Below are 21,956 nucleotides of genomic sequence, written 5' to 3' on the forward strand. Positions count from 1 at the left end.
ATGAAGTTATACCGTTTCATTACAGGCCCGGACGATTCCGCTTTCTGCCATCGCGTCACGGCGGCGCTCAACAAGGGCTGGCAGCTTTACGGCTCGCCGACCTACGCCTTCAATGCCGCCACGGGTGTCATGCATTGCGGCCAGCCGGTGGTGAAGGAAGTCGACGGCGTCGATTACACGCCGGACATCAAGCTCGGCGAATACTGATGACTGTGCGCCGCATCGTTGCCAATATCGCAGCCGGCGACCCGGCGGCGGCAAAGCGCTTCTACAGCGACTTGCTGGGCCTCGATGTGGCGATGGATTTCGGCTGGATCGTCACCTATGCCGCGGATGCGCAGGCACGGGTGCAGGTGAGCATAATGAGCGAAGGCGGGTCCGGCACGCCGGTACCCGACCTTTCCATCGAGGTCGATGACGTCGACGCCATGCTGGAGCGCGCGATCGCGCTGGGATTTCCCGTAGAATACGGCCCGGCGGATGAGGAATGGGGCGTGCGCCGTTTCTTCACGCGTGATCCCCATGGGCGGCTCGTGAATATCCTGACCCACAAGAATTGAAAAAGGCCGGTTTCCCGGCCTTTTGCTTTGGTTCTAGTTCAAGCCGCGCTTTTCAATCATCGCGTCCGGTGTCGGCATCTTGCCACGGAAGGCCTTGTAAAGCTCTTCCGGGTCGCGGCTGCCACCGGCGGCATAGATATGCTGCTTAAGCTTCGCTGCCAGTTCCGGGTTGAAGGCATCGCCGGTTTCCTCGAATGCCGAAAACGCGTCTGCGTCCAGCACTTCCGACCACATATAGGAGTAGTAGCCCGCGGAATAACCGTCACCGGAAAAGACGTGGGTGAAGTGCGGCGTGCGATGGCGCATGATGATCGCATCCGGCATGGAAAGCTTTTCCAGCGTCTTTACCTCGAAGGCGAGCGGATCGGCGATCTTTTCCGTGCCGGTGTGGAATGCCATGTCCACCAGCGCGGATGAAGTGAACTCGACCGTGTTGAAACCTGCATTGAAGGTGCGGGCTGCGAGAACCTTGTCCAGAAGCGCCTTCGGCATGGCCTCGCCGGTGCGATAGTGCACGGCGTATTTTTCGAGGACCGCCGGAACGGTGAGCCAGTGTTCGTAAAGCTGCGACGGAAGTTCCACGAAATCGCGCGAAACGGCAGTGCCGGAAACAGCGGGCCAGGTCACATCCGAGAGAAGCCCATGCAGCGCGTGGCCGAATTCGTGGAACAGGGTGCGTGCGTCGTCGAGCGAGAGCAGGGCCGGTTCACCGGCCTTTGGCTTGGCAAAATTCATCACATTGTAGATGATCGGCTTCTGCCCGCCATCGAGCTTGTGGCTCGATTGCAGCGAACTCATCCATGCGCCTGAACGCTTCGATGTCCGGGCGAAATAGTCGCCAAGGAACAGGCCGCGTTCGCTGCCATCAGCATTGAGCACCTGAAACACGCGCACGTCCGGATGCCATGCGGCGATGCCTTTCTTTTCCTCGAAGCGGATGCCGAAAAGGCGTTGAGCGACGTCGAAGGCGGCTTCGATGATCTTTTCAAGCTGCAGATAAGGCTTCAGTTCCGCTTCATCGAAGGCGAAGCGTTCGGCACGCAGTTTTTCCGCATAGAAGCGCCAGTCCCACGGTGCGACCTTGTGATTGCCGCCATCGCCTGCGATCAGCCGTTCGAGTTCGACTTCTTCCTCACGGGCCTTGGCGCGGGCCTTGTCCCAGACCGGTTCCAGCAGGTTCATGACTGCCTTGGGCGTCTTGGCCATGGTGTCGTCAAGTTTGTAGGCGGCAAAGTTGGCGTAGCCGAGCAGATGCGCCTTGCGCTCGCGCAGTTCCACCATTTCGCGCACGATGTCGCGATTGTCGCTTTCACCGCCATTTTCACCGCGCTTTGCCCAGGCGTTGAACGCCTGTTCGCGGAGTGCACGGTTTTGCGAGAAGGAAAGGAACGGCTCCACAATCGAGCGCGACAGCGTGACGGCCCATGCATCCGGTTTGCCGCGCTCGGCGGCAGCACTCTGCATGGCGTTTTTCAGGAAATCAGGCAGACCCGCGAGGTCGGCTTCATCGGTGATGAACAGCGCCCAGCTTGATTCATCCTTCAATACGTTCTGACCAAAACGGGCGCCAAGCCCGGCGAGCTTTTCATTGATGCCGGCAAGTTCCGTCTTGCCCGCTTCATCAAGCTTCGCACCCGAGCGGACGAAACCTTTCCAGGTCTTTTCAAGGACCCGTCTGGTCTCGGTGTCGAGATCCAGCATGTCGCGGTTTTCATAAAGCGCGTCGATGCGGGCGAAAAGCGCCGGGTCCATCATGATGCGCGAATAATGACGCGACATTTTAGGCGCGATTTCGCGCTCCAGCGCCTGGATCGTGTCGTTGCTGTGCGCACCGGCGCGCAGCCAGAAAATGGCTGACACGCGGTCGAGCGCCTTGCCGGTCAGTTGCAGGACTTTGAGTGTGTTTTCGATGGTGGCGTCTTCGGTCGCCCCGGCGATGGCTTCCACTTCCGCGAGGTCCTCAGCCAGCGCCACATCGAAGGCAGGTGCGAAATCCCCGTCGCCGAACGCGGTGAAATCCGACAGGCCCAACGGTCCGCTCCAGTCTGTCAGCGCGTGATTGTGGGCGGTGTTGTCGGACATGATGAACTCCGGTTCGGATGGTGTTGATAAGCTGAACCAGATTTAGGCGCTGCCTTGCATGCCGGCAAGGGCAAGTTGTCGTTATGACAGGCTGCGGGAAAACCGTTCTACATTATCCGTCAGGGCTTGACTTTATGGGCGACCAAGCGCAAATCACGCCCGCAGCCGAATTTCTGCGGCAGCATTTTCAACCGGAGTTTTATTCTCTTATGCCAAGCGACAGTCACAGTCGATTGTTTCAGCCGTCAAGGCAGTTCGTGATCTGATCGCTCGCGGTCGGCTTGCACGGTCTGCCTTTGACGGCGGATCGACAGAAAGGCAAGCCCATGACCGACAACAACTTCTTCCCGGAAGTACTCAATGTTGCCGACCTCCCTGCTGCTGCCATCGCAAGCCGCATTGCGGACATGCGTACCGGCGACGCAGTGGAACTCGTTAACGAACTCGATGCCGATGATGCAGTCGCCGTCATCGCACAGCTTTCGCACGAAGATGCCATCCGTCTGCTCGATCAGCCGGAACTGCACCGTGCCACCGAAATCATCGCCATGCTTCCGCCCGGCCTTGCAAGCCTCCTGCTTGACGGCATGTCGGCGGACCGTGCAACCGACGTTTTTCAGGAACTGGAAGACGATGACCGCGCGGGCCTGTTTCCCATCCTCGCGCCTGAAACCAAGGTCGCGCTGAAGAAACTGATGGGCTATCCGCCGAACACGGCGGGTTCGCTCATGACCATCGAATTCATCGCGGTGCCTTCCAACTGGAATGTCGGCCAGACGCTGGATTATATCCGCAAGGTCGAGCGCACGCGCGAAACGGTTTATGCCATTTATGTCGTCGATCCGGCCAGTCGCGTCCTGTTGGGCGTGGTCAGCCTTCGCCGTCTTATTATCCGCCAGCCGGACGAACCGATTCTGTCCATCGCGCGGGATGACGAGCCGATCACGATTTCCCCGCTGGCAAGCCGCGAGGAAGTCGCCCGGCTTTTCCGCAAGCACGACCTTCTGGCCGTGCCCGTGGTGGATGAGAGCCGCCATATCATCGGCATCGTGACCGTCGATGACGTGCTTGACGCCATGACCGAAGAGGCAAGCGAGGACGCTTACCGTTTCGGTGGCATGGAGGCGCTGGACAAGCCCTATATGCGCATCGGCTTCGGCGAGATGCTGAAGAAGCGCGCCGGCTGGCTCGGCATCCTGTTCCTCGGCGAAATGCTGACGGCAAGCGCCATGCAGCATTTCGAGGCGGAACTGGAAAAGGCGCTGGTGCTGACGCTCTTTATTCCGCTCATCATGTCTTCGGGCGGCAATTCCGGCTCGCAGGCAACGTCGCTGATCATCCGCGCGCTTGCCTTGCAGGAAATCAGGCTCAAGGACTGGTGGCGTGTCGCGCTGCGTGAAATTCCGTCCGGTCTTGCGCTCGGCAGCTTTCTGGGTTGCATCGGCATTCTGCGCATCATCGCCTGGCAGACGCTCGGCATCTACGATTATGGCGAGCACTGGATGCTGGTGGCGCTCACCGTGGGCATGGCGCTGGTGGCCATCGTCACCTTCGGCTCGCTGACGGGCTCCATGCTGCCATTCATCCTGCAAAGGCTGGGTTTCGATCCGGCCAGCGCATCGGCGCCGTTCGTCGCCACACTGGTCGACGTGACGGGTCTCGTCATCTATTTCAGCGTGGCGATGGTCATTCTGTCCGGTACGCTTTTGTAAGGCCAGCCATGGGCGTAACAACGACATGCCCTAATGAGTACAAAAAACTGTCAAATTGACAGTGTAAAAACGCAATGAAATCCGGGTTTTTCGGGTTAATTGAGGGGCAGTTTCGTGCTGCCCCTTTCTAAAATGCAAAAAAACCTGTAAGAGCGCTGCATTGTTTTTCCGCGCGGGTCTGTTGGCGCGGCTCCCAACTCATATAGAAGTGATCTCCATATGGAATTGCGTAATATCGCTATTATCGCACACGTCGATCATGGCAAAACAACTCTGGTCGATGAACTCCTGAAGCAGTCCGGCTCGTTCCGCGACAACCAGCGCGTTGCAGAACGCATGATGGATTCCAACGACATCGAAAAGGAACGCGGGATCACCATTCTCGCCAAGGCCACTTCGGTTGTCTGGAAAAATACGCGCATCAACATCGTCGACACGCCGGGCCACGCCGATTTCGGCGGTGAGGTTGAGCGTATCCTCTCGATGGTGGACGGCGCTATCGTTCTCGTCGACGCTGCCGAAGGCCCGATGCCGCAGACGAAGTTCGTCGTCGGCAAGGCGCTGAAGGTTGGTCTGCGTCCGATCGTTGCGATCAACAAGATCGACCGTCCGGATGGCCGTCATGAGGAAGTCATCAACGAAGTGTTCGACCTCTTCGCCAATCTCGATGCGACCGACGAACAGCTCGACTTCCCGATCCTTTACGGTTCAGGCCGTAACGGCTGGATGGCGCTGAACCCGGAAGGTCCGCAGGACGAAGGCCTCGCACCGCTGTTCGACCTCGTGCTGAAGCACGTTCCGGCACCGAAGGTTGCTGAAGGTCCGTTCCGCATGATCGGCACGATCCTCGAAGCCGATCCGTTCCTGGGCCGCATCATCACCGGGCGCATCCATTCCGGCTCGATCAAGCCGAACCAGGCCGTCAAGGTTCTCGGTCAGGACGGTTCGCTGCTCGAAAATGGCCGTATCTCGAAGATCCTCGCTTTCCGCGGCATCGAGCGCCAGGCCATCGATGAAGCGCATGCGGGCGACATCGTCGCTATCGCCGGTCTTTCCAAGGGTACGGTTGCCGACACATTCTGCGACCCGTCCGTGAGCGAACCGCTCGCCGCACAGCCGATCGATCCGCCGACCGTGACCATGTCCTTCATCGTCAATGACAGCCCATATGCGGGCACGGAAGGCGACAAGGTAACGAGCCGCGTCATCCGCGACCGCCTGCTCAAGGAAGCTGAAGGCAATGTCGCGCTGAAGATCGAGGAATCGAACGAAAAGGATTCGTTCTTCGTTTCCGGACGCGGTGAATTGCAGCTTGCAGTTCTGATCGAAAACATGCGCCGCGAAGGTTTCGAGCTTGGCGTTTCGCGTCCGCGCGTCGTCATGAAGGACGGCGAGAACGGCGAAAAGCTCGAGCCGGTGGAAGAAGTCGTCATCGACGTCGATGAAGAATATTCCGGCACGGTCGTGCAGAAGATGTCCGAACGCAAGGCCGAAATGGTCGAACTGCGTCCTTCGGGCGGCAATCGCGTTCGCATGGTGTTTTACGCTCCGACCCGTGGCCTTATCGGCTATCAGTCGGAACTTCTGACCGATACGCGCGGCACGGCGATCATGAACCGCCTGTTCCACGACTATCAGCCATACAAGGGCGAAATCGCTGGCCGCAACAACGGTGTTCTGATCTCCAACGATCAGGGTGAAGCTGTCGCCTATGCGCTGTTCAACCTTGAAGATCGCGGCCCGATGATCATCGACGCTGGCGTCAAAGTCTATCAGGGCATGCTGATCGGCATTCACAGCCGCGACAACGATCTGGAAGTCAACGTGCTCAAGGGCAAGAAGCTCACCAACATCCGTGCCGCCGGCAAGGATGAAGCCGTGAAGCTCACCCCGCCGATCAAGATGACGCTGGAACGCGCCCTGTCGTGGATTCAGGATGACGAGCTGGTGGAAGTGACGCCGAAGTCCATCCGCCTGCGCAAGCTCTATCTTGACCCGAACGAGCGCAAGCGCTTTGAAAAGAGCAAGTCGAGCGCTGCATAAGCCCGACAGCATAAAGAAAACGGCGCCTTCGGGCGCCGTTTTTATTTGAAATTATCTCGTCTAAACCGCGCTGCCGCACGGCATTGCCGCCCCTTGCCCTTCGAGACGCCGCCTGCGGCGGCTCCTCAGGATGAGGGGCTTGCGTAGCGGCCAATCTCAAGCACAGGTTCGTCGCCCTGTCGCCAAGCTCAGGGCTCAGGGCGCGCGTGGGGCGGTCCTCAGTATGAGGAGCTGGTGTGCGTGAAGCGCTTACCGTTCTCCGCGACGATAGGGCTGCATCAGCGCCTGCGGAACACGTGCGCGCCGCGCCATGACGATGAGCGCCACGATCGACATGATGTAGGGGATCATCAGGAAGAGCTGGTAGGGCACGGCCTTGCCGTAGACCGTCTGTAATCGAAGCTGGAACGCATCGAACAGCGCGAACAAAAGCGCGCCGACAAGCGCACGCGCCGGTTTCCACGAGGCGAAGACGACAAGTGCGATACAGACCCAGCCGCGCCCCTGCATCATGGTCGGGAAGAACGAGTTGAAGGCGGAGAGCGTAAGAAATGCTCCACCGACAGCCATAAGCGCGCTGCCGAACATGATCGTGAAAATGCGCACACGGATCGGGTTGATGCCCTGCGCTTCCGCTGCATGCGGGTTTTCGCCGGTCATGCGGATGGCAAGGCCGAGCGGCGTGCGGAAAAGCACGTAACCGAGCAGAAGCGCCAGCGGAATGGCGATCCAGGTCAGCGCCGTCTGCGTGCCAAGCACCTGTCCGATGAACGGGATTTCCGCAAGCCATGACGGATTGAGCGGCTGAAAAGGCGTGATGGACGGCGGTGTCGAGGACAGCGGCACCAGAAGCCGGAACAGGAAATAGCTGAGGCTCGATGCAAAGAGCGTGATGCCGAGGCCCACCACATGCTGCGACAGGCCGAGCGGCACGGTGAGCGCTGCATGAAGCAGGCCGAACAGTGCGCCGGAAGCTGCCGCAACCGCCACGCCGGTCCACAGGTCGGCGCCGTTGAACACAGTCAGCCAGCCGATCATTGCGCCGAAGGTCATGATGCCTTCAATGCCGAGATTGAGTACGCCCGCCCGTTCGCAATAAAGCGCGCCGAGCGTGCCGAAGATAAGCGGTGTTGCGATGCGCAGGACCGAGACCCACAGGCCGGCGGAGAGAAGAATATCCATCAGCTCGTTCATCGGGCGATCCTGTATTGTGTGAAAAACAGAGCGACCAGCATGGTCAGGAGCGACAGCGCGACGGTGACATCGGCGATGAAGCTCGGAATGCCGATGGCGCGGCTCATGCCGTCGGCGCCGACAAACATGGCGGCAGCAAAAAGTGCAGAGAAGATCGCGCCGATGGGGTTCAGATTGGCGAGCATGGCGACGATGATGCCGGAATAGCCGAAGCCCGGCGAAAGATCGGTCGTGACGTAGCCTTTCACGCCCATGACCTGTATCGCGCCTGCAAGCCCCGCAAGGCCACCGGAAATGCAGGCGACCTTTACCAGCGTCCTTGCCAGCGGGACACCGGCAAAGCGCGCGGCGCGCGGATTGAGGCCCGCAGCCTTGGTTTCAAGGCCGAAGACGGTTCGCTTCTGCACATAGGCGATGATGAGCGCCAGGGCGATGGCTATCACGATGCCGATGTGAAGCCGCATGCCGGACATGATTTTCGGCAGCACCGCCGCGTCCGGTACGGGCTCGGATTGCGGCCAGCCAAAGGCGAGGGGGTCTTTCATCGGCCCTTCGATCATCATGGATACGATAAGCACCGCCACGAAGTTCAAGAGCAGCGTCGTCACAACCTCGTCGACGCCGAAGCGCAGGCGAAGCCCGAGCGGGATGAGAAGAAAGATCATGCCTGCAATCGCACCGACGATCAGCAGAAGCGGAATGAGAATGGCGGCTGGAAGCTGCAACTGCGTGCCGCAGGCGACGACCGCCAGCGCACCCATGTAGAACTGGCCTTCGGCACCGATATTCCAGAGTTTGGAGCGGAAGGCGACGGCAGCGGCCAGACCGGTCAGCATCAAGGGCGTTGCGCGGGTGAGCGTTTCGGTGATCGAAAGCTTGTTGCCGAAGGCACCGATGGCGATCTGGCGGAAGGATTCCAGAACCGGCGCACCGGCGGCGGCGATCAGCAGGCCGGCAAGCACGAAGGCGGCGAGAACGGCGATGACCGGTGCGGTTGCCACCAGTGCCACGGGCAGGGTTTCGCGTCGTTCGATACGCATCAGTTCAGCCCCTTCAATTGCTTGAGCATGATCTTATCTGAAAACCGCTTCACACTTTTCGGGATCATGCTTTGCCCCATTCACCTGCCATCATCAGGCCCAGTCGTTGCGCGTTTGCTTCCCCGGCATCGATCGGGGGCGAGAGCCGACCTTTGACAATCGCTTGAACACGATCCGCCAAGCCAATGATTTCATCCAGATCTTCGGAGATGAGCAGCACCGCCGCACCCTTGGCGCGCGCTTCCAGAATGCGGGCGTGGATAGCCGCTACTGCGCCTTCGTCAAGGCCGCGCGTCGGCTGTGCCGCGATCAGGATACGCGGGGCGGTTTCCAGATTGCGGCCCAGAATGAGCTTTTGCATGTTGCCGCCGGAAAGCAGGCGAATGCGGCTGTCAGGCGTGCCGCCGCGCACATCGAAATCCTTGATGATACGATCGGTAAACTCGCGCGCTGCCGCGCGGTTGACCAGAAGACCATTGGAGAATTGCCGGTCGCGCACGCGCTCCAGCACAGCATTCTCCCAAAGCGTCAGATCGCCGATTGCGCCTTCCGCATTGCGGTCTTCCGGAATGCGGCCCACACCTTCGGCCACGAACTGGCGGGGGTCGAATTTCGTCACCGTCTGCCCGAACATGACAAGTTCACCGCTTGCCGGCTGGCTGAGGCCGGAAACGAGGCGTCCAAGCGCTGCCTGCCCATTGCCCGACACACCGATGATCCCCAGCGTTTCACCGGCGCGAACGTGAAAGTCGAGGTCAGAAAGACGGGTTGCGCCGTCCTCCACAACCGTTGCATTCCGTGCTTCCAGCAGGGTTTCGCCGGGCGTGGAAGCGGCGCGGGAAGGGCGCGAGACGCGGCGGCCGACCATCAGTTCGGCCAGTTCCTCCTTGGAGGTTTCGGAAGCCTTGCGTTCGGCCACAAGCTTGCCGCCGCGCAGGACGACCACGCGGTCGGCGGCGGACATGACTTCATGCAGCTTGTGAGAAATGAAAATCAGCGACAGACCCTGCCGCGCCATCTCTTTCAGCGTGGCGAACAGGTTTTCGGCTTCCTGCGTGGTGAGAACCGCCGTCGGTTCATCCAGAATGAGGATATCGGCGTCGTTATAGAGCGCTTTCAGAATTTCGACGCGCTGCTGCTCGCCTACCGAGAGATCGCCAAGCCGCGCATCGGGATCGACCTGCAATCCGAAGCGTTTCGCGATTGCGGCGATCTTGGTGCGTGCGGGGCCGTGCGCGGATTTGAGCTTCCAGAGGCTTTCCGTGCCGGTGATGATGTTTTCAAGCACGGTAAGATTGGGCGCGAGCGTAAAATGCTGGTGCACCATGCCCACCCCCGCCTCGATGGCGGCGCGGGGCTTGCCTTGCGGGATTTCCTCGCCCTTGACGAACACACGGCCTTCATCCGGCACATAATGGCCGAACAGGATGTTCATCAGCGTGGTCTTGCCAGCGCCGTTTTCCCCGAGGAAAGCGAGAATTTCGCCGCGTCCGAGCTTCAGCGAAATATCGTCATTGGCGGTCAGGGGACCAAAGCGCTTTGTTATGTTGCGAAGTTCGAGGACGGTTGAAGACATGAAGCGGGCCTGAAAAGCGGGAGCCGGTTTTGCGGATTGTTATCCGAACCAGAAGGCGCGCCGGTGCTGGAACAGGTGTCAGGCACCGGCGCGAGGCGTGATTATTTCGGCTCTTCGGCGTTGAGCTTGAGCGTGAATGCGCCCGATTTGATCTCGTTGCGACGCGCTTCCATCTTCGCTTCGGCTTCCGCCGGTGCGACGCCCTTGACGTAGATGATGTCGTTGCCGCCTTCCTTCATCATGCTGAAAGGCGTGTAGTCCTTGCCTGCGGGCTTTCCAGCCTTCACGTCTGCGATTGCAGCATTAAGGATCGGCCCGAAGTTCCAGATTGCATTGGCAAAAACCGTGTCGGGATAACGCGGCGTATAGTCGGTCAGCGAGCCGATGGCCTTGATGCCGCGCTCCTTGGCCGCGTCGGCCGTGCCGATGCGCTCGCCAAACAGGATGTCGGCGCCGGAATCGATGGCCGCAAGGCCTGCCTCGCGTGCTTTCGGCGGGTCGAAGAAGGTGCCCATGAAGGACGCGACGAACTTCGCGTCCGGACGCGTTTCGCGCACGCCGTCCTGAAAGGCGTTGATCAGCATGTTGATTTCCGGGATCGGCACTGCGCCGACGGAACCGAAGATGCCGGACTTGCTCATCGCGCCCGCCAGCATACCGGTGAGATAGCCCGCTTCGAAATTCCAGGTGCCGAAGACGCCGAAATTGTCGCCCTGCGGCTTGCCGGAAGAGCCCATGACGAAAGCCGTCTGCGGATAGTCGCCCGCAACCTGACGCGCTTCGCGTTCCACGGCATAGGATTCGCCCACGATCAGCTTGATGCCCTGTTCGGCATATTCGCGCATGGCGCGGGGATAGTCGCTCGCCGAAACACCTTCCGAGAAGACATATTCGATCACGCCTGCGTCGTTGGCCTGTTTCAGGGCTTCATGCAGGCGCGAGTTCCAGGCATTTTCCACCGGCGAAGCGTGGATGCCCGCCACTTTCAGTTTTTCATCGGCGGCGAAGACCCGGCTGGTGATCGCCGTTGCGCCCAGTGCCGCCGACATTGCAAGAATATCGCGGCGGGTGAAGTTGGATGTCTTGATGATTTTGGTCATTTGGTCTGGGACCCCTCATGTGTGTTTTCGGCGCGCGGGTGCGCGCAGCCGGTTGCTTCGTTTTGACGTGCGGATTTGATGAGCAACGATTTCCATCATTGCCCAAACCGCCTTTAATTCAAGAAGATTCTAAAGCTGGCCGACTGGTGCGTAGTCAGCTCCGTCAACCGAAGACGGGCGGCCTTCGAGGTTGAGCGCGCTTACGCGCTGCGGGGTTTCGGCGATGATCTTGCCGCGCTTCACGACCTTGAGGCGGTTCGCCTTGAGGCGCAGCGCTTCGATCGGATCGCGTGCCTGCAGCACCACGAAATCGGCATTGCAGCCCTTGGCGAGACCATAGCCTTCCAGACCGAGCGCCCTGGCGGAGTTGACGGTCAGCGCGTCGAAAACCTGTCGCTTGCCCTCGATGGACGTCATCTGCGCGACATGGATCGCCATGTGGCCGACTTCCAGCATGTCGCCGGAGCCCATCGAGTACCACGGGTCCATGACGCAGTCGTGGCCGAAGGCGACGTTGATGCCGGCAGCCATCAGCTCCGGCACGCGGGTCATGCCGCGGCGCTTCGGATAGGTGTCGGCGCGTCCCTGCAGCGTGATGTTGATGAGCGGGTTCGGAATGGCGTTCATCTTCGCTTCCGCGATCAGCGGAATGAGCTTGGAGACGTAATAATTGTCCATGGAATGCATGGAGGTGAGATGCGAGCCGGAAACCCGGCCCTGCAGTCCGAAGCGCATGGTCTCAGCCGCCAGGGTTTCGACATGGCGGGACATCGGATCGTCGCTTTCGTCGCAATGGATATCGACCGGCAGGCCGCGTTCGGCGGCGATGCGGCAGAGCGCTTCCAGCGAGGCTGCGCCGTCGACCATCGTGCGCTCGAAATGCGGGATGCCGCCCACGACGTCGAGGCCCATGTCGAGCGAACGGTTGACGAGATCGACCGCGCCCGGCGAACGGTAGTAGCCGTCCTGCGGGAAGGCGACCAGTTGCAGGTCGATGTAAGGCTTCACCTTCTCGCGCACTTCGATCATCGCTTCAGCAGTGAGGAGGCGCGGGTCGCTGACATCGACATGGCTGCGGATCGCAAGCAGGCCCTGGCTGACGGCCAGATCGCAATAGCGCAGCGCGCGTTCGACCATGGCTTCCACGGTCAGCATTGGCTTCAATTCGCCCCACAGCGCGATGCCTTCCAGAAGGGTGCCGGACCGATTGAGGCGCGGCAGGCCGAGCGACAGCGTCGCGTCCATGTGGAAATGCGGGTCGACGAAAGGCGGGGTTACGAGCCGGTTTGTCGCATCGATTTCCTGAGCCGCCTGATGCTCTCCCGTGGAAGGCACGATATCGGCAATCTTGCCATCCTTGACCAGAATGTCCTGCTTCTCGCGACCGTCGGGGAGATTGGCGTTTCTCACGATCAAATCGAACATCGGCGGGACCTTTCCTCTGGGTATGCAAGAACCGAGCCCAAAAAGATGGGCTCATTTTTGAATTGCCTTATACCCTATAACCGGTGGGCGCAATGCCGGGAAATGCCAAAACCCAATGAGTTTGGCTCAGCGAGTTTTGGGCAGGCCCGTGCGGCGATTGCGCATTTTCCGGGCGTGATGCGCCAGCATGCCGGTGCCCTGATATAAGGTCGGCAGGGGTCGTCATTCTCAATGGAAAATGTTAGGGCGCAAAGGATGATATTTTCGGGATTGCCATGTTCACGATCAGCCGCGTTGAAACCTTCAGTCAGGAGATCAGGAAAAGCCGGTTTCTTGCCATTGCCGCGCCTGTTGCGAACGAGCAGGCGGCGAAGGATTTTTTGAGCGAGCATTCGGACCTTGCCGCCAACCACAATTGCTGGGCGTGGCGCATGGGGCAGAACTACCGGTTCAGCGATGACGGCGAGCCGAGCGGCACGGCGGGCAAGCCGATCCTGCAAGCCATTGACGGCCAGCAGCTCGACAATATCGTGGTGGTGGTGACACGCTGGTTCGGCGGCATTCTGCTCGGCAGCGGCGGCTTGATGCGCGCCTATGGCGGCACGGCCGCGACCTGTCTGCGACAGGCCGAAAAGACCGAAGTCATTCCGCTGGTCGGCTTTCATTTTGCCTGCGATTTTTCCGATCATGCGCTTTTGAAGGCGCGTCTCACCGCGGTTGAAAATCTCGCCATCACCGAAGAAAACTTTACCGGAACGGGCGTCGAGCTTGCAGGCCTCATGCCCATTGCCGCGCAGAACGATCTTTCAAGGCTGGTGACCGACCTGACACGCGGAAAGACTGTTATCAAGTTTGATGATTAGCACCTAGAGCGGTTCCTATTCTAACAGAATCGCCGGAACCGCTCTAACTATTTGTTTTGTCGCATTATCCAACGCAAAACCGTTTCACACTTTTGCTGGAAATGCTCTAGACCCGGCTCGTATATTGCTGGCGCTTGTTCTCATACATCAGCAGGTCGGCGCGTTTCGCGACGGTTTCCAGCTTTTCGCCGGGCGTGCTGGTGGCCGTGCCGATCGAAAGATTGAGCTTCAGCTGGGAATAATACTGGTTGTTGATATCGACCAGCCGCTGGATGTCCTCGACCATCGCTTCCGCACCGCGCTCGTCCACATAAGGCAGCACGACCGCAAATTCGTCGCCGCCGATGCGGGCTGCATGGCCCGGCTGCCTTACCGCTTCGTTCAGCACTTCGCCAAGGCGCCGCAACAAGCCATCGCCTGTCGCATGGCCCCATTGATCGTTGGCGGCCTTGAGGCCGTTGAGATCGATGATGATGATCGAGATCGGCGCATGGCCCTTGCGCTCGAGCCGGTTGAGTTCATCGACATAGAAGGCGCGGTTGTGCAGCTTTGTCAGCACATCGTGCTTGCCGAGATATTCCAGATAGGCTTCCGCCTTTTTGCGGGCCGTAATGTCGGTGAGCGCGACCTGCACCAGCGACCAGTCCTGCTCATGCCCAGGCAGGACAGAGAATTGCAGCAGCACATGCCGCTCGGTGCCGTCGAGCGCATAATTGACCACCTCGCGGCGCTGGAACAGCACGCCGTTCCACAGGTCGATCAGTTGCTCGCGGAATGATGCCTCCATCTCGTCCTTGAAGATGTGCGGCAGGTTCTGCAGCAGGGTCTTCTTGTCCGGCGCGAGGAAGAGGGCGAGCGTTTCGGAGTTGATTTCGAGCACGCGGATCTCGCTCATGCACTGACGCACGAATTCTGGATGCACGTCGGTGAACACGCGAAAATCGACGATCCCGCGCTGGCGCACATCGTCCATCAAATGCTTGATGCGGCTGAAATCCTCGACCCAGAGCGAAACCGGCGAATGCTCGAAAAGCCCCTGCGCATGCTGCTTGTGGCGGTCCTGTTCGCGGCGGGCATCCTCGCGGGCGGTCACGTCCTCGATGGCAAGCAGGACGCGCTCCCAGGTGTGTTCATAGCCGGGCAGCACGACGCCCTTGAGCTGGATATCAAGCCGCTTGCCCTTGAGCGTATAGTTGATGGTATCGCTGGAAAAGGCGTTGCCGCCCTCCCAGAGCTGCACCATCTCTTCGATATGCGGGTCCAGCATGTCGTCGCGGAACACGCGTTCAAGATTGGTCACCAGATGGTCGACGCTATCGGCCTCGAAGAGCGAAAGCGTCTTGCGATTGACCTTGAGAACGCGGATATGGCTGGTGCAGATGCGCAGCCGGGTCGTGTCCTCATGCAGGAAGGCCCTGAGATCGGTAACGCCAAGCGCACGCCATTCCTCGAACTGCTTGCGCAGGCCGCTATAGTCCTCAAGCCACAGGGAGATTGGGGCGAGGTCAAAAATATTGGCGCTGTCGCTCAGGGCAGACTCGATATTCATGGATTCCGTTCCAACTTTTTGCCGAAACACGTGTCCAGATGGAAAGCCGTCTCACAATGTCCGGGATGCGTTGTCCGTCCCATCGGGAAAAGCCGCGATGGTTATTGGGAGGGCCTTATATTACGGTTATCTTGGATAGACTAGTGCGGCAAATCCGAATTTCGTACAACTTTGGAGCAGTGTTGCTAAGGAATTTCGGTTTCAAAGCCACCGCACTGGCGGCTTCCTGAGCTTGAAAAAAGAACGGGCGGCCCGCTGGACCGCCCGTCATAAAGCGTCAAACTCGATTATTCAGTTGCTGATCGGCAGCCGGTGACGGACGAGCGTCGTCCAGTAGGAGCAACCCCAGGCGATCACATCATCGTTAAAGTCATATTTCGGATGATGCAGATTGGCGCTGGGGCCGTTGCCGATATTGATCATCGCGCCCGGCACTTCATTGAGCATGAAGGCGAAGTCCTCGCCGCCAAGCGTCGCCGGCATGTCGCGGGTGACGCGTTCCGCGCCGGCCACCGCCTCGGCGGCAATCGCTGCAAGTTCCGTTTCCTGCTCGTGATTGACCGTCACCGGATAGTTGCGCTGGTAGTCGAGCGTCGCCTTTGCGCCGAAAGCATCGGCAATGCCCTGCACGGCGCGGGTCAGCTTTTCCTCGATATGGTTGCGCACTTCCTCGCGCAACGTGCGGACAGTGCCGGTGAGGCGGATTTTCTGCGGAATGACGTTGAACGCGTCGCCGCCCTGAATGGTGGTGATGGAAATCACGGCGGAATCGAGCGGGTCGATGGTGCGCGCCGTCAGCGTCTGGATCGCCTGAATAAGCGCTGCGGTCACCGGGATGGGGTCAATCGTCTGGTGGGGCGAAGCGGCATGGCCGCCGACGCCCTCTATGGTGATGTCGAGAACATCGACCGATCCCATGATCGGGCCGGAATTGATGGTGAAATGGCCCACTGCGAGGTTCGGACGGTTATGCATGCCATAGACTTCATTGACCGGCCAGCGCTTGAACAGGCCGTCATCGATCATCGCCTTTGCGCCCGCGCCGCCTTCTTCGGCAGGCTGGAAGATCACGATGACCGTGCCGTCAAAGGCGCGGCTTTGCGCCAGTTCGCGGGCAGCGCCCAGAAGCATGGTCGTGTGGCCGTCATGACCGCAGGCATGCATCTTGCCCGGCACTTTCGACGACCATTCAGCCCCGGTTTCTTCGAGGATCGGCAGCGCATCCATGTCGGCGCGCAGGCCGATGGCGCGGCCGGAGCGGTTCGACTGGCCGCGAATGACGCCGACGACGCCGGTGCGCCCGATGCCTGTCACCACCTCGTCGACGCCTGCGGCGCGCAGCGCTTCGGCCACCTTTTCGGCGGTACGGTTGACGTCATAGAGCAATTCCGGATTCTGGTGCAGGTCGCGGCGGAATGCGACCAGTTCCTCGATCTGGTTTGAAGTCCAGTTTTCAACCGGCATGTCAGGCTTCCCCGTCTTTCGTGTCGTTCTGTTCAAGGCGATAGCGGAAATCGCAGTGGCTGGCGCCCTTCATGATGGTCTGCGTGCGCTCCAGCTTCATGGCCGGGTTGTAGCCGATGCAGAAATCGCCATCGCGATTGCATGACAGCAGGTGACCGATATGGCCAAGCCCCATGTCGCGATACATTTCCGAATAGCGGCAGCGCGTGACGTTGAAATCGAAATGATCTTCGCCCTGCGAAATAACATCGATTTCCAGCGCGTTTTCCTTCGTCCACAGCGGCTGGATATCGGCGAAATCCTGTATCGTCGGCGTGCGGCCCAGCTCATCGGCAAAGCTCTTGCCCTGTTCGATTGCCGAGCGGCTGACTGCCTCGCCGATTGCGGCCTGCGCTTCGTCCTCACCGGAACGCTCGCGAATGACTTCGTAGACGTTCTTGAGAACCAGCGCTTCGATGCGGCGACGTTCGAGAATTGACATTTGATTCATGGACCTGACCTTTCACATGAACATTGAAGAAGCGGATTTACAGGTTCGGTTCCGAGAGATCCTTGCGCCGAAGCCATGCGAGATAGAACGGCGCAATCTTCCGTGCGACCTTGTGAAAAGGCAACGGCGCAGGTTCCGAGACGGGAAGCGCAAGCTCCTGCACAGGCTCGCCATCCAGCGCGCGCGCAAACTCCCGGCCAAGCGATGTGCCAAGCGCCACGCCGCGACCGTTGCAGCCGATCCACGCCCAGCCATTGGGTCCGAGCTGATGGACACGCGGGAAACGATCCCACGTCATGCCGATATAGCCGCTCCACACATGGGTGATTTCCGGCTCGCCCAGCGCTGGAAAGGCTTCCGCCATGTTGCGCGCCGTCTTGCGCCTGACGCGCTCCGCCACGTTGAAATCGCCCATCACCACGCCGCCGGTAATGAGCCGGTTGCGGGCATCGTAGCGGAAGAAGCGCAGGTCCCCGCGTGTATCGGAAACCGCCTGCCGTCCGGGCAGGATGGTTGCGCGCAGATTGTCGCTGACGGGCGCTGTCGCCATCTGCCACGAGAGAACCGGCACGATGGTGCGGGCAAGGCGCGGGGCCAGCCCCTCGCGCAACTCGCCGGTATAGGCGTTGGTGGCGAGCAGGAAGCCCTTGGCGCGCACGGTGGCGCTTGCGGTCTTCACCTCCCAGTGGTCGCCCGCTCGGGCATAGGAAATGACCGGGCTTTGCTCGCGGATGATTGCGCCGTGGCGCTCGGCGGCGGCTGCAAGCCCGCGAGCAAATGCCAGCGGATTGATATGACCGCCGGTCGGGTTGAACATGCCGCCATACCAGAAATCGCTGCCCAGCAGACGCGATGTCGCGGCGCGGTCGAGAAATTCTGCCGGGAAGCCGAAACGTTTCCATGCTTCCACGCGGGTTTGCGACAGCTTCACCCGGCCCGGCGAATGAGCGGGCTGGAACCAGCCGTTCTGTTCGGCTTCGGCATCGATATTCTCATCGCGCACGATGGAGAAAAGAATATCGGCGCTGTTGCCGATCAGTCTGGCGAAGCGTTCGCCCGACGCGCCGTAGCGTTTGGCGATTGCATCAGGTTCCGCCGAGGTCATGGTGGGGATCACCTGGCCATTATTGCGGCCCGATGCGCCCCAGCCGACGGCATTGCCTTCCAGCAGGATGACGCGCTTCCCGCGCTTTGCAAGATGGAGTGCAGCCGAAAGCCCCGTAAAACCGCCGCCGACGATGACGACATCGGCTTCCGCGTCCGTTGTCAGCGGCGTGGCCGGGGTGCGAGCCGGGGCGGTTGCAGCCCATATGGAGGGTGGAAATTCTACTTTTTGCATGGCTTCACGCATGTTCCAAACGAGGCGGTGTCCAGCCCTTGCCGGGAATGGAGGCAAGCAGGCGCTGTGTATATTCATGTTGCGGATTGGCGAAGACTTGCGCCGTTGACCCGGCTTCGGCGATCTCGCCCTTCGACATGACGATGATGCGGTCGCAAAGCTGTGCTGCAACGCGCAGGTCGTGCGTTACGAAAAGCAGCGACAGGTTGAGCCTTTCGCGCAGGTCGGCCAGAAGACGCAGCACCTGTGCCTGCACCGAAACATCGAGCGCGGAGACCGGTTCATCCGCGACGATGATGCGGGGTTCAAGCGCCAAAGCGCGGGCGATGCCGATGCGCTGGCGCTGTCCGCCTGAAAACTCATGCGGGAAACGGTCGGCGGCAGCGGGCGAAAGCTCGACCAGCTCCAGCAATTCGCGGGCTTTCGCGTGTGCCTGTTCCTTCGGCACGCCATGGACGATCGGTCCCTGCGCAATGAGGTCCACGACACGGCGGCGCGGGTTGAGCGAGGCCATAGGGTCCTGAAAGACCATCTGGATGTCCTTGCGCATGGCGCGGACTTCCCGCGGGCTGGCGCTCAGAAAATCCCTGCCATTCACATCGACCTTGCCGCTATCGGCTTCCAGCAGGCGGGTGACGATGCGCGAGACGGTCGTCTTGCCGGAGCCGCTTTCACCGACGACGCCCAGCGTTTCCCCCTGGCGCAACTCGAACGAAAGGTCCTTCACGGCGGACACGGCGCTGCGTTTGCCGGTGAGCAAGCCGCCGCGCGCCTTGAAGGTCTTGCGCAGGGCGGTCGCCCTCAGAATGATCGGCTGTTCAAGAGACGGTTTGACTGGCGGCGGGGTGAGCGCCGGAACCGATGCGATCAGCGCCCTGGTGTAAGGGTGCTGCGGGTGGTTCAGCACTTCGTTGGCCGGACCTTCCTCCACCAGTTCGCCAAGCCGCAGCACGGCCACGCGGTCGGCGATTTCCGCCACCACGCCGAAGTCGTGCGTGATGAACAGAATGCCGGTATTGTGCTCGCGTTGCAGGTCGCGGATCAGTTTCAGGATTTGCGCCTGCGTGGTCACGTCGAGCGCGGTTGTCGGCTCGTCGGCGATTATGAGGCGCGGTTTCAGGATCAGCGCCATGGCGATCATGACACGCTGGCGCTGCCCGCCGGAAATCTGGTGCGGATAGGCGTTATAGGCGGATTCCGGGTCCGGAATCTTCACTTCTGCTAGCATGTCCAGCACGGCGGCGCGGCGCTCCTTGCGGCCGAGTTTCGTGTGCAGGCGCAGCACCTCATCGATCTGCCAGCCGACCGTCTTCTGGGGATTGAGCGCGGTCATCGGCTCCTGAAAGATCATGCCGATGCGGTTGCCGCGCAGCTTCTTCATATCCGCTTCGCTGAGCGAATAAAGATCGGTGCCTTCGAGCCTGATCGTGCCATGGGTCACGTGCACATGCGGTTCCGGCAGAAGGCGCATAATCGCACCCGCCGAAAGCGATTTGCCGGAGCCGCTTTCACCGACGAGGCAGACGATCTCGCCGGGATTGATGGTTAGCGAAAGGTCCTGCAAGGCAAAAGGCCGGTCGGCGCCTTTCGGCAGCGCGATTTGCAGGTTTTTGATTTCAAGAACAGGTGCGGCCGTCATTATTTCTTCTGCCTCGGATTAAGCGCGTCGTTGAGGCCCTCGCCGAGCAGGCTGAAGGACAGGACGGTAAGCAGAATGGCGATGCCGGGAATGACCGAGCAGAACCAGTCGGTGCGCAGCACGGCGCGGCCCTGGCCGATCATGTTGCCCCAGCTTGCATAGTTCGGATCGCCGAGACCAAGAAAGGCGAGCGCGCTTTCCATCAGGATGGAGGTTGCCATCACTACGGATGCGAAGACGATCACCGGCGGCAGGGCATTCGGCAGGATTTCGCGGAAGATGATCGAGACATTGCCGACGCCCAGATTGCGTGCGGCGTCGATGAATTCGCGCTTGCGCAGCGCCAGAAATTCGGCGCGCACCATGCGGGCAGGCGCTGTCCACGAAACGATGCCGATGCAGATGATGATGTTCTCGATGGACGAGCCGAAGATCGCCACCAGTGTCAAAAGCAGCACGAAGCTCGGCACGGTCTGGAAGGCTTCGGTGATGCGCATCAGAACGTCGTCCACCCAGCCGCCGTAATATCCGGCAAGCGCGCCGATGATGATGCCGATCACGATGGAAATCAGGGTGGCCACCACGCCGATCAGCAGCGAGATGCGTGCGCCATGGAAGATGCCCGCCATGATATCGCGGCCAAGCTGGTCGGTGCCGAGCGGCGTTGCCGCGTTGAGGAACGGCCAGACGAGCGGATCGCCAGCGCGCCGCAGCGGATCGCCGAGCGCAATGATATCCGCCAGCAGTGCGATCAGGACCACGGCGATGAAGAGGACAAGGCCAAGCACGGCGGCGCGGTTGCGGCTGAAGCGCTGCCACAGAATTTTCGTGCGGGAGACCTGCGGGCGAGTGAGGGAGAGGTCCTGGGAAGTCATGACAGTTCGATCCTGGAATCAAGCCGCGCATAGATGAGATCGGTGATGAAATTCACGATCACCACCAGCACCGAGCACAGGAAGATGATGCCCATCAGCGTGTTGAGGTCGCGCTTGATCACGGAGGTGTAGGCAAGCTGGCCGAGGCCGGGCAGCGAGAAGATCGTCTCGATCACGACCGAGCCGCCGAGAACGGTGGAAAATTGCAGGCCGAGCAGCGTGACGACGGGCAGGAATGCGTTGCGCATGATGTGATGGAACATCAGCCTTGCGCCGCTGGCGCCCTTGGCGCGCGCTGTGCGCACATAGTCGAGGTCGGCCACTTCCAGCACGCTGGTGCGCATCAGGCGCATGTAGAAGGCAAGATAGATGAGTGACAGCGCCGTTGTCGGCATGACGAGGTGGACGGCAATATCCCAGACATTCTTCCACCCGGTATAGAACCCGCCCAGCGTCTTGTAGCCGCCGACCGGCAGCCAGCCGAGCTTGACGGAAAAGATGAACATCAGGATGAGGCTGAGGAAGAAGCTTGGCATGGCATAGAAGACGAGGCCGAGCGTGGAGATCGCATTGTCGGTGAGCGAATAGGCGCGTCGCGCCGCAAAAGCGCCGAGCGCGATGCCGAAAATGAAAGCCACCGAAAGCGAGGAAACCATCAGCAGGAGGGTCGGCACGAGGCGGGCCATCAGCACGTCCAGCACCGGCTGCTCGTAGACATAGGACCAGCCGAAATCGAACTGCGCCAGCTTGGTCATGTAGATCCAGAGCTGCGTCCAGACCGGCTGGTCGAGGCCATATTCGGTGCGCAGATTGGCGACGAATTGCGGGTCGGCGCCGCCCATATCGCCGACAAGCGCGTCCACCGTGTCGCCGGGGGCAAGCTTGATCAGCAGGAATGACCCGATCATGATGAGGAGAATGACGGGGATCGCCTGCAAGATACGTCGCAGCGCAAAGGTCAGGATCGGGGGCAGGGGCATTGCGGATTATCCTGCAAGATATTCA

At 60.4% G+C, this 21,956-nt stretch carries 18 protein-coding genes; 5 read left to right on the top strand and 13 right to left on the bottom strand.

The window, feature by feature from the left end; translation table 11 throughout:
* Entirely contained in the window at nt 1-207 is a 207-nt protein-coding gene (locus ACOWVS_RS01515) for a DUF1737 domain-containing protein (protein ID WP_002965766.1), read from the top strand.
* Nucleotides 207-560 (top strand): VOC family protein, encoded by a 354-nt coding sequence (locus tag ACOWVS_RS01520; protein WP_075041555.1) that lies wholly within the window; start codon nt 207-209, stop codon nt 558-560. The genes ACOWVS_RS01515 and ACOWVS_RS01520 overlap by 1 nt, the downstream gene beginning before the upstream one ends.
* 33 nt (nt 561-593) lie before the next feature.
* Here the strand turns inward: ACOWVS_RS01520 and ACOWVS_RS01525 are convergent, their stop codons facing one another.
* A complete protein-coding gene (locus ACOWVS_RS01525; protein ID WP_075041554.1) occupies nt 594-2,642 on the bottom strand; it encodes a M3 family metallopeptidase in 2,049 nt (682 codons plus the stop codon).
* A 326-nt stretch (nt 2,643-2,968) separates the two neighbouring features.
* Here ACOWVS_RS01525 and mgtE point away from each other — a divergent pair, with 326 nt between their 5' ends.
* Both mgtE and typA read left to right on the top strand, forming a co-directional pair.
* Nucleotides 2,969-4,354, top strand: coding sequence for a magnesium transporter (gene mgtE / locus ACOWVS_RS01530; protein ID WP_006472231.1), 1,386 nt, complete (start codon nt 2,969-2,971; stop codon nt 4,352-4,354).
* A gap of 219 nt (nt 4,355-4,573) precedes the next feature.
* Nucleotides 4,574-6,397, top strand: a complete 1,824-nt coding sequence (gene typA, locus ACOWVS_RS01535) for a translational GTPase TypA (protein ID WP_006468571.1) — start codon at nt 4,574-4,576, stop codon at nt 6,395-6,397.
* A gap of 249 nt (nt 6,398-6,646) precedes the next feature.
* On the opposite strand, the gene ACOWVS_RS01540 is transcribed toward typA, so the two are convergent.
* The 5 genes from ACOWVS_RS01540 to ACOWVS_RS01560 form a co-directional block, all read right to left on the bottom strand.
* Nucleotides 6,647-7,591 (bottom strand): ABC transporter permease, encoded by a 945-nt coding sequence (locus tag ACOWVS_RS01540; protein WP_075041553.1) that lies wholly within the window; start codon nt 7,589-7,591, stop codon nt 6,647-6,649.
* Complete coding sequence (locus tag ACOWVS_RS01545) at nt 7,588-8,631, bottom strand: ABC transporter permease (protein ID WP_075041552.1); 1,044 nt, start codon at nt 8,629-8,631, stop codon at nt 7,588-7,590. The genes ACOWVS_RS01540 and ACOWVS_RS01545 overlap by 4 nt, the downstream gene beginning before the upstream one ends.
* A 64-nt stretch (nt 8,632-8,695) precedes the next feature.
* Nucleotides 8,696-10,207: an ABC transporter ATP-binding protein gene (locus ACOWVS_RS01550; protein ID WP_075041551.1), complete on the bottom strand. Its 1,512-nt coding sequence runs from the start codon at nt 10,205-10,207 to the stop codon at nt 8,696-8,698.
* A 101-nt stretch (nt 10,208-10,308) separates the two neighbouring features.
* The gene (locus tag ACOWVS_RS01555) at nt 10,309-11,307 is read right to left on the bottom strand and encodes a BMP family protein (protein ID WP_021585589.1); all 999 of its coding nucleotides are present in this window, start codon (nt 11,305-11,307) and stop codon (nt 10,309-10,311) included.
* Between the two features lie 129 nt (nt 11,308-11,436).
* Entirely contained in the window at nt 11,437-12,732 is a 1,296-nt protein-coding gene (locus ACOWVS_RS01560; RefSeq protein ID WP_075041550.1) for an amidohydrolase family protein, read from the bottom strand.
* A 275-nt stretch (nt 12,733-13,007) separates the two neighbouring features.
* Here ACOWVS_RS01560 and ACOWVS_RS01565 point away from each other — a divergent pair, with 275 nt between their 5' ends.
* Nucleotides 13,008-13,595 (top strand): IMPACT family protein, encoded by a 588-nt coding sequence (locus ACOWVS_RS01565; RefSeq protein WP_075041549.1) that lies wholly within the window; start codon nt 13,008-13,010, stop codon nt 13,593-13,595.
* Nucleotides 13,596-13,701: 106 nt separating this feature from the next.
* On the opposite strand, the gene ACOWVS_RS01570 is transcribed toward ACOWVS_RS01565, so the two are convergent.
* The 7 genes from ACOWVS_RS01570 to ACOWVS_RS01600 all read right to left on the bottom strand — a co-directional run bounded on the left by ACOWVS_RS01570 (nt 13,702) and on the right by ACOWVS_RS01600 (nt 21,931).
* Nucleotides 13,702-15,144 (bottom strand): sensor domain-containing diguanylate cyclase, encoded by a 1,443-nt coding sequence (locus tag ACOWVS_RS01570; RefSeq protein WP_075041548.1) that lies wholly within the window; start codon nt 15,142-15,144, stop codon nt 13,702-13,704.
* A 291-nt stretch (nt 15,145-15,435) separates the two neighbouring features.
* Nucleotides 15,436-16,608 (bottom strand): M20 aminoacylase family protein, encoded by a 1,173-nt coding sequence (locus ACOWVS_RS01575; protein ID WP_075041547.1) that lies wholly within the window; start codon nt 16,606-16,608, stop codon nt 15,436-15,438.
* Between the two features lies 1 nt (nt 16,609).
* Nucleotides 16,610-17,098: an L-2-amino-thiazoline-4-carboxylic acid hydrolase gene (locus ACOWVS_RS01580; RefSeq protein ID WP_006468580.1), complete on the bottom strand. Its 489-nt coding sequence runs from the start codon at nt 17,096-17,098 to the stop codon at nt 16,610-16,612.
* A 37-nt stretch (nt 17,099-17,135) separates the two neighbouring features.
* Nucleotides 17,136-18,437: an NAD(P)/FAD-dependent oxidoreductase gene (locus tag ACOWVS_RS01585; RefSeq protein ID WP_075041582.1), complete on the bottom strand. Its 1,302-nt coding sequence runs from the start codon at nt 18,435-18,437 to the stop codon at nt 17,136-17,138.
* Between the two features lie 4 nt (nt 18,438-18,441).
* Complete coding sequence (locus tag ACOWVS_RS01590) at nt 18,442-20,076, bottom strand: ABC transporter ATP-binding protein (protein ID WP_075041546.1); 1,635 nt, start codon at nt 20,074-20,076, stop codon at nt 18,442-18,444.
* Nucleotides 20,076-20,951, bottom strand: coding sequence for an ABC transporter permease (locus tag ACOWVS_RS01595; protein WP_075041545.1), 876 nt, complete (start codon nt 20,949-20,951; stop codon nt 20,076-20,078). The genes ACOWVS_RS01590 and ACOWVS_RS01595 overlap by 1 nt, the downstream gene beginning before the upstream one ends.
* The gene (locus tag ACOWVS_RS01600; RefSeq protein ID WP_075041544.1) at nt 20,948-21,931 is read right to left on the bottom strand and encodes an ABC transporter permease; all 984 of its coding nucleotides are present in this window, start codon (nt 21,929-21,931) and stop codon (nt 20,948-20,950) included. Before ACOWVS_RS01600 ends, ACOWVS_RS01595 begins: the two co-directional genes overlap by 4 nt.
* Between the last annotated feature and the right edge of the window lie 25 nt (nt 21,932-21,956).

The sequence above is a fragment of the Brucella sp. IR068 genome, from assembly GCF_049065885.1.
Classification (GTDB): Bacteria; Pseudomonadota; Alphaproteobacteria; order Rhizobiales; family Rhizobiaceae; genus Brucella; species Brucella intermedia.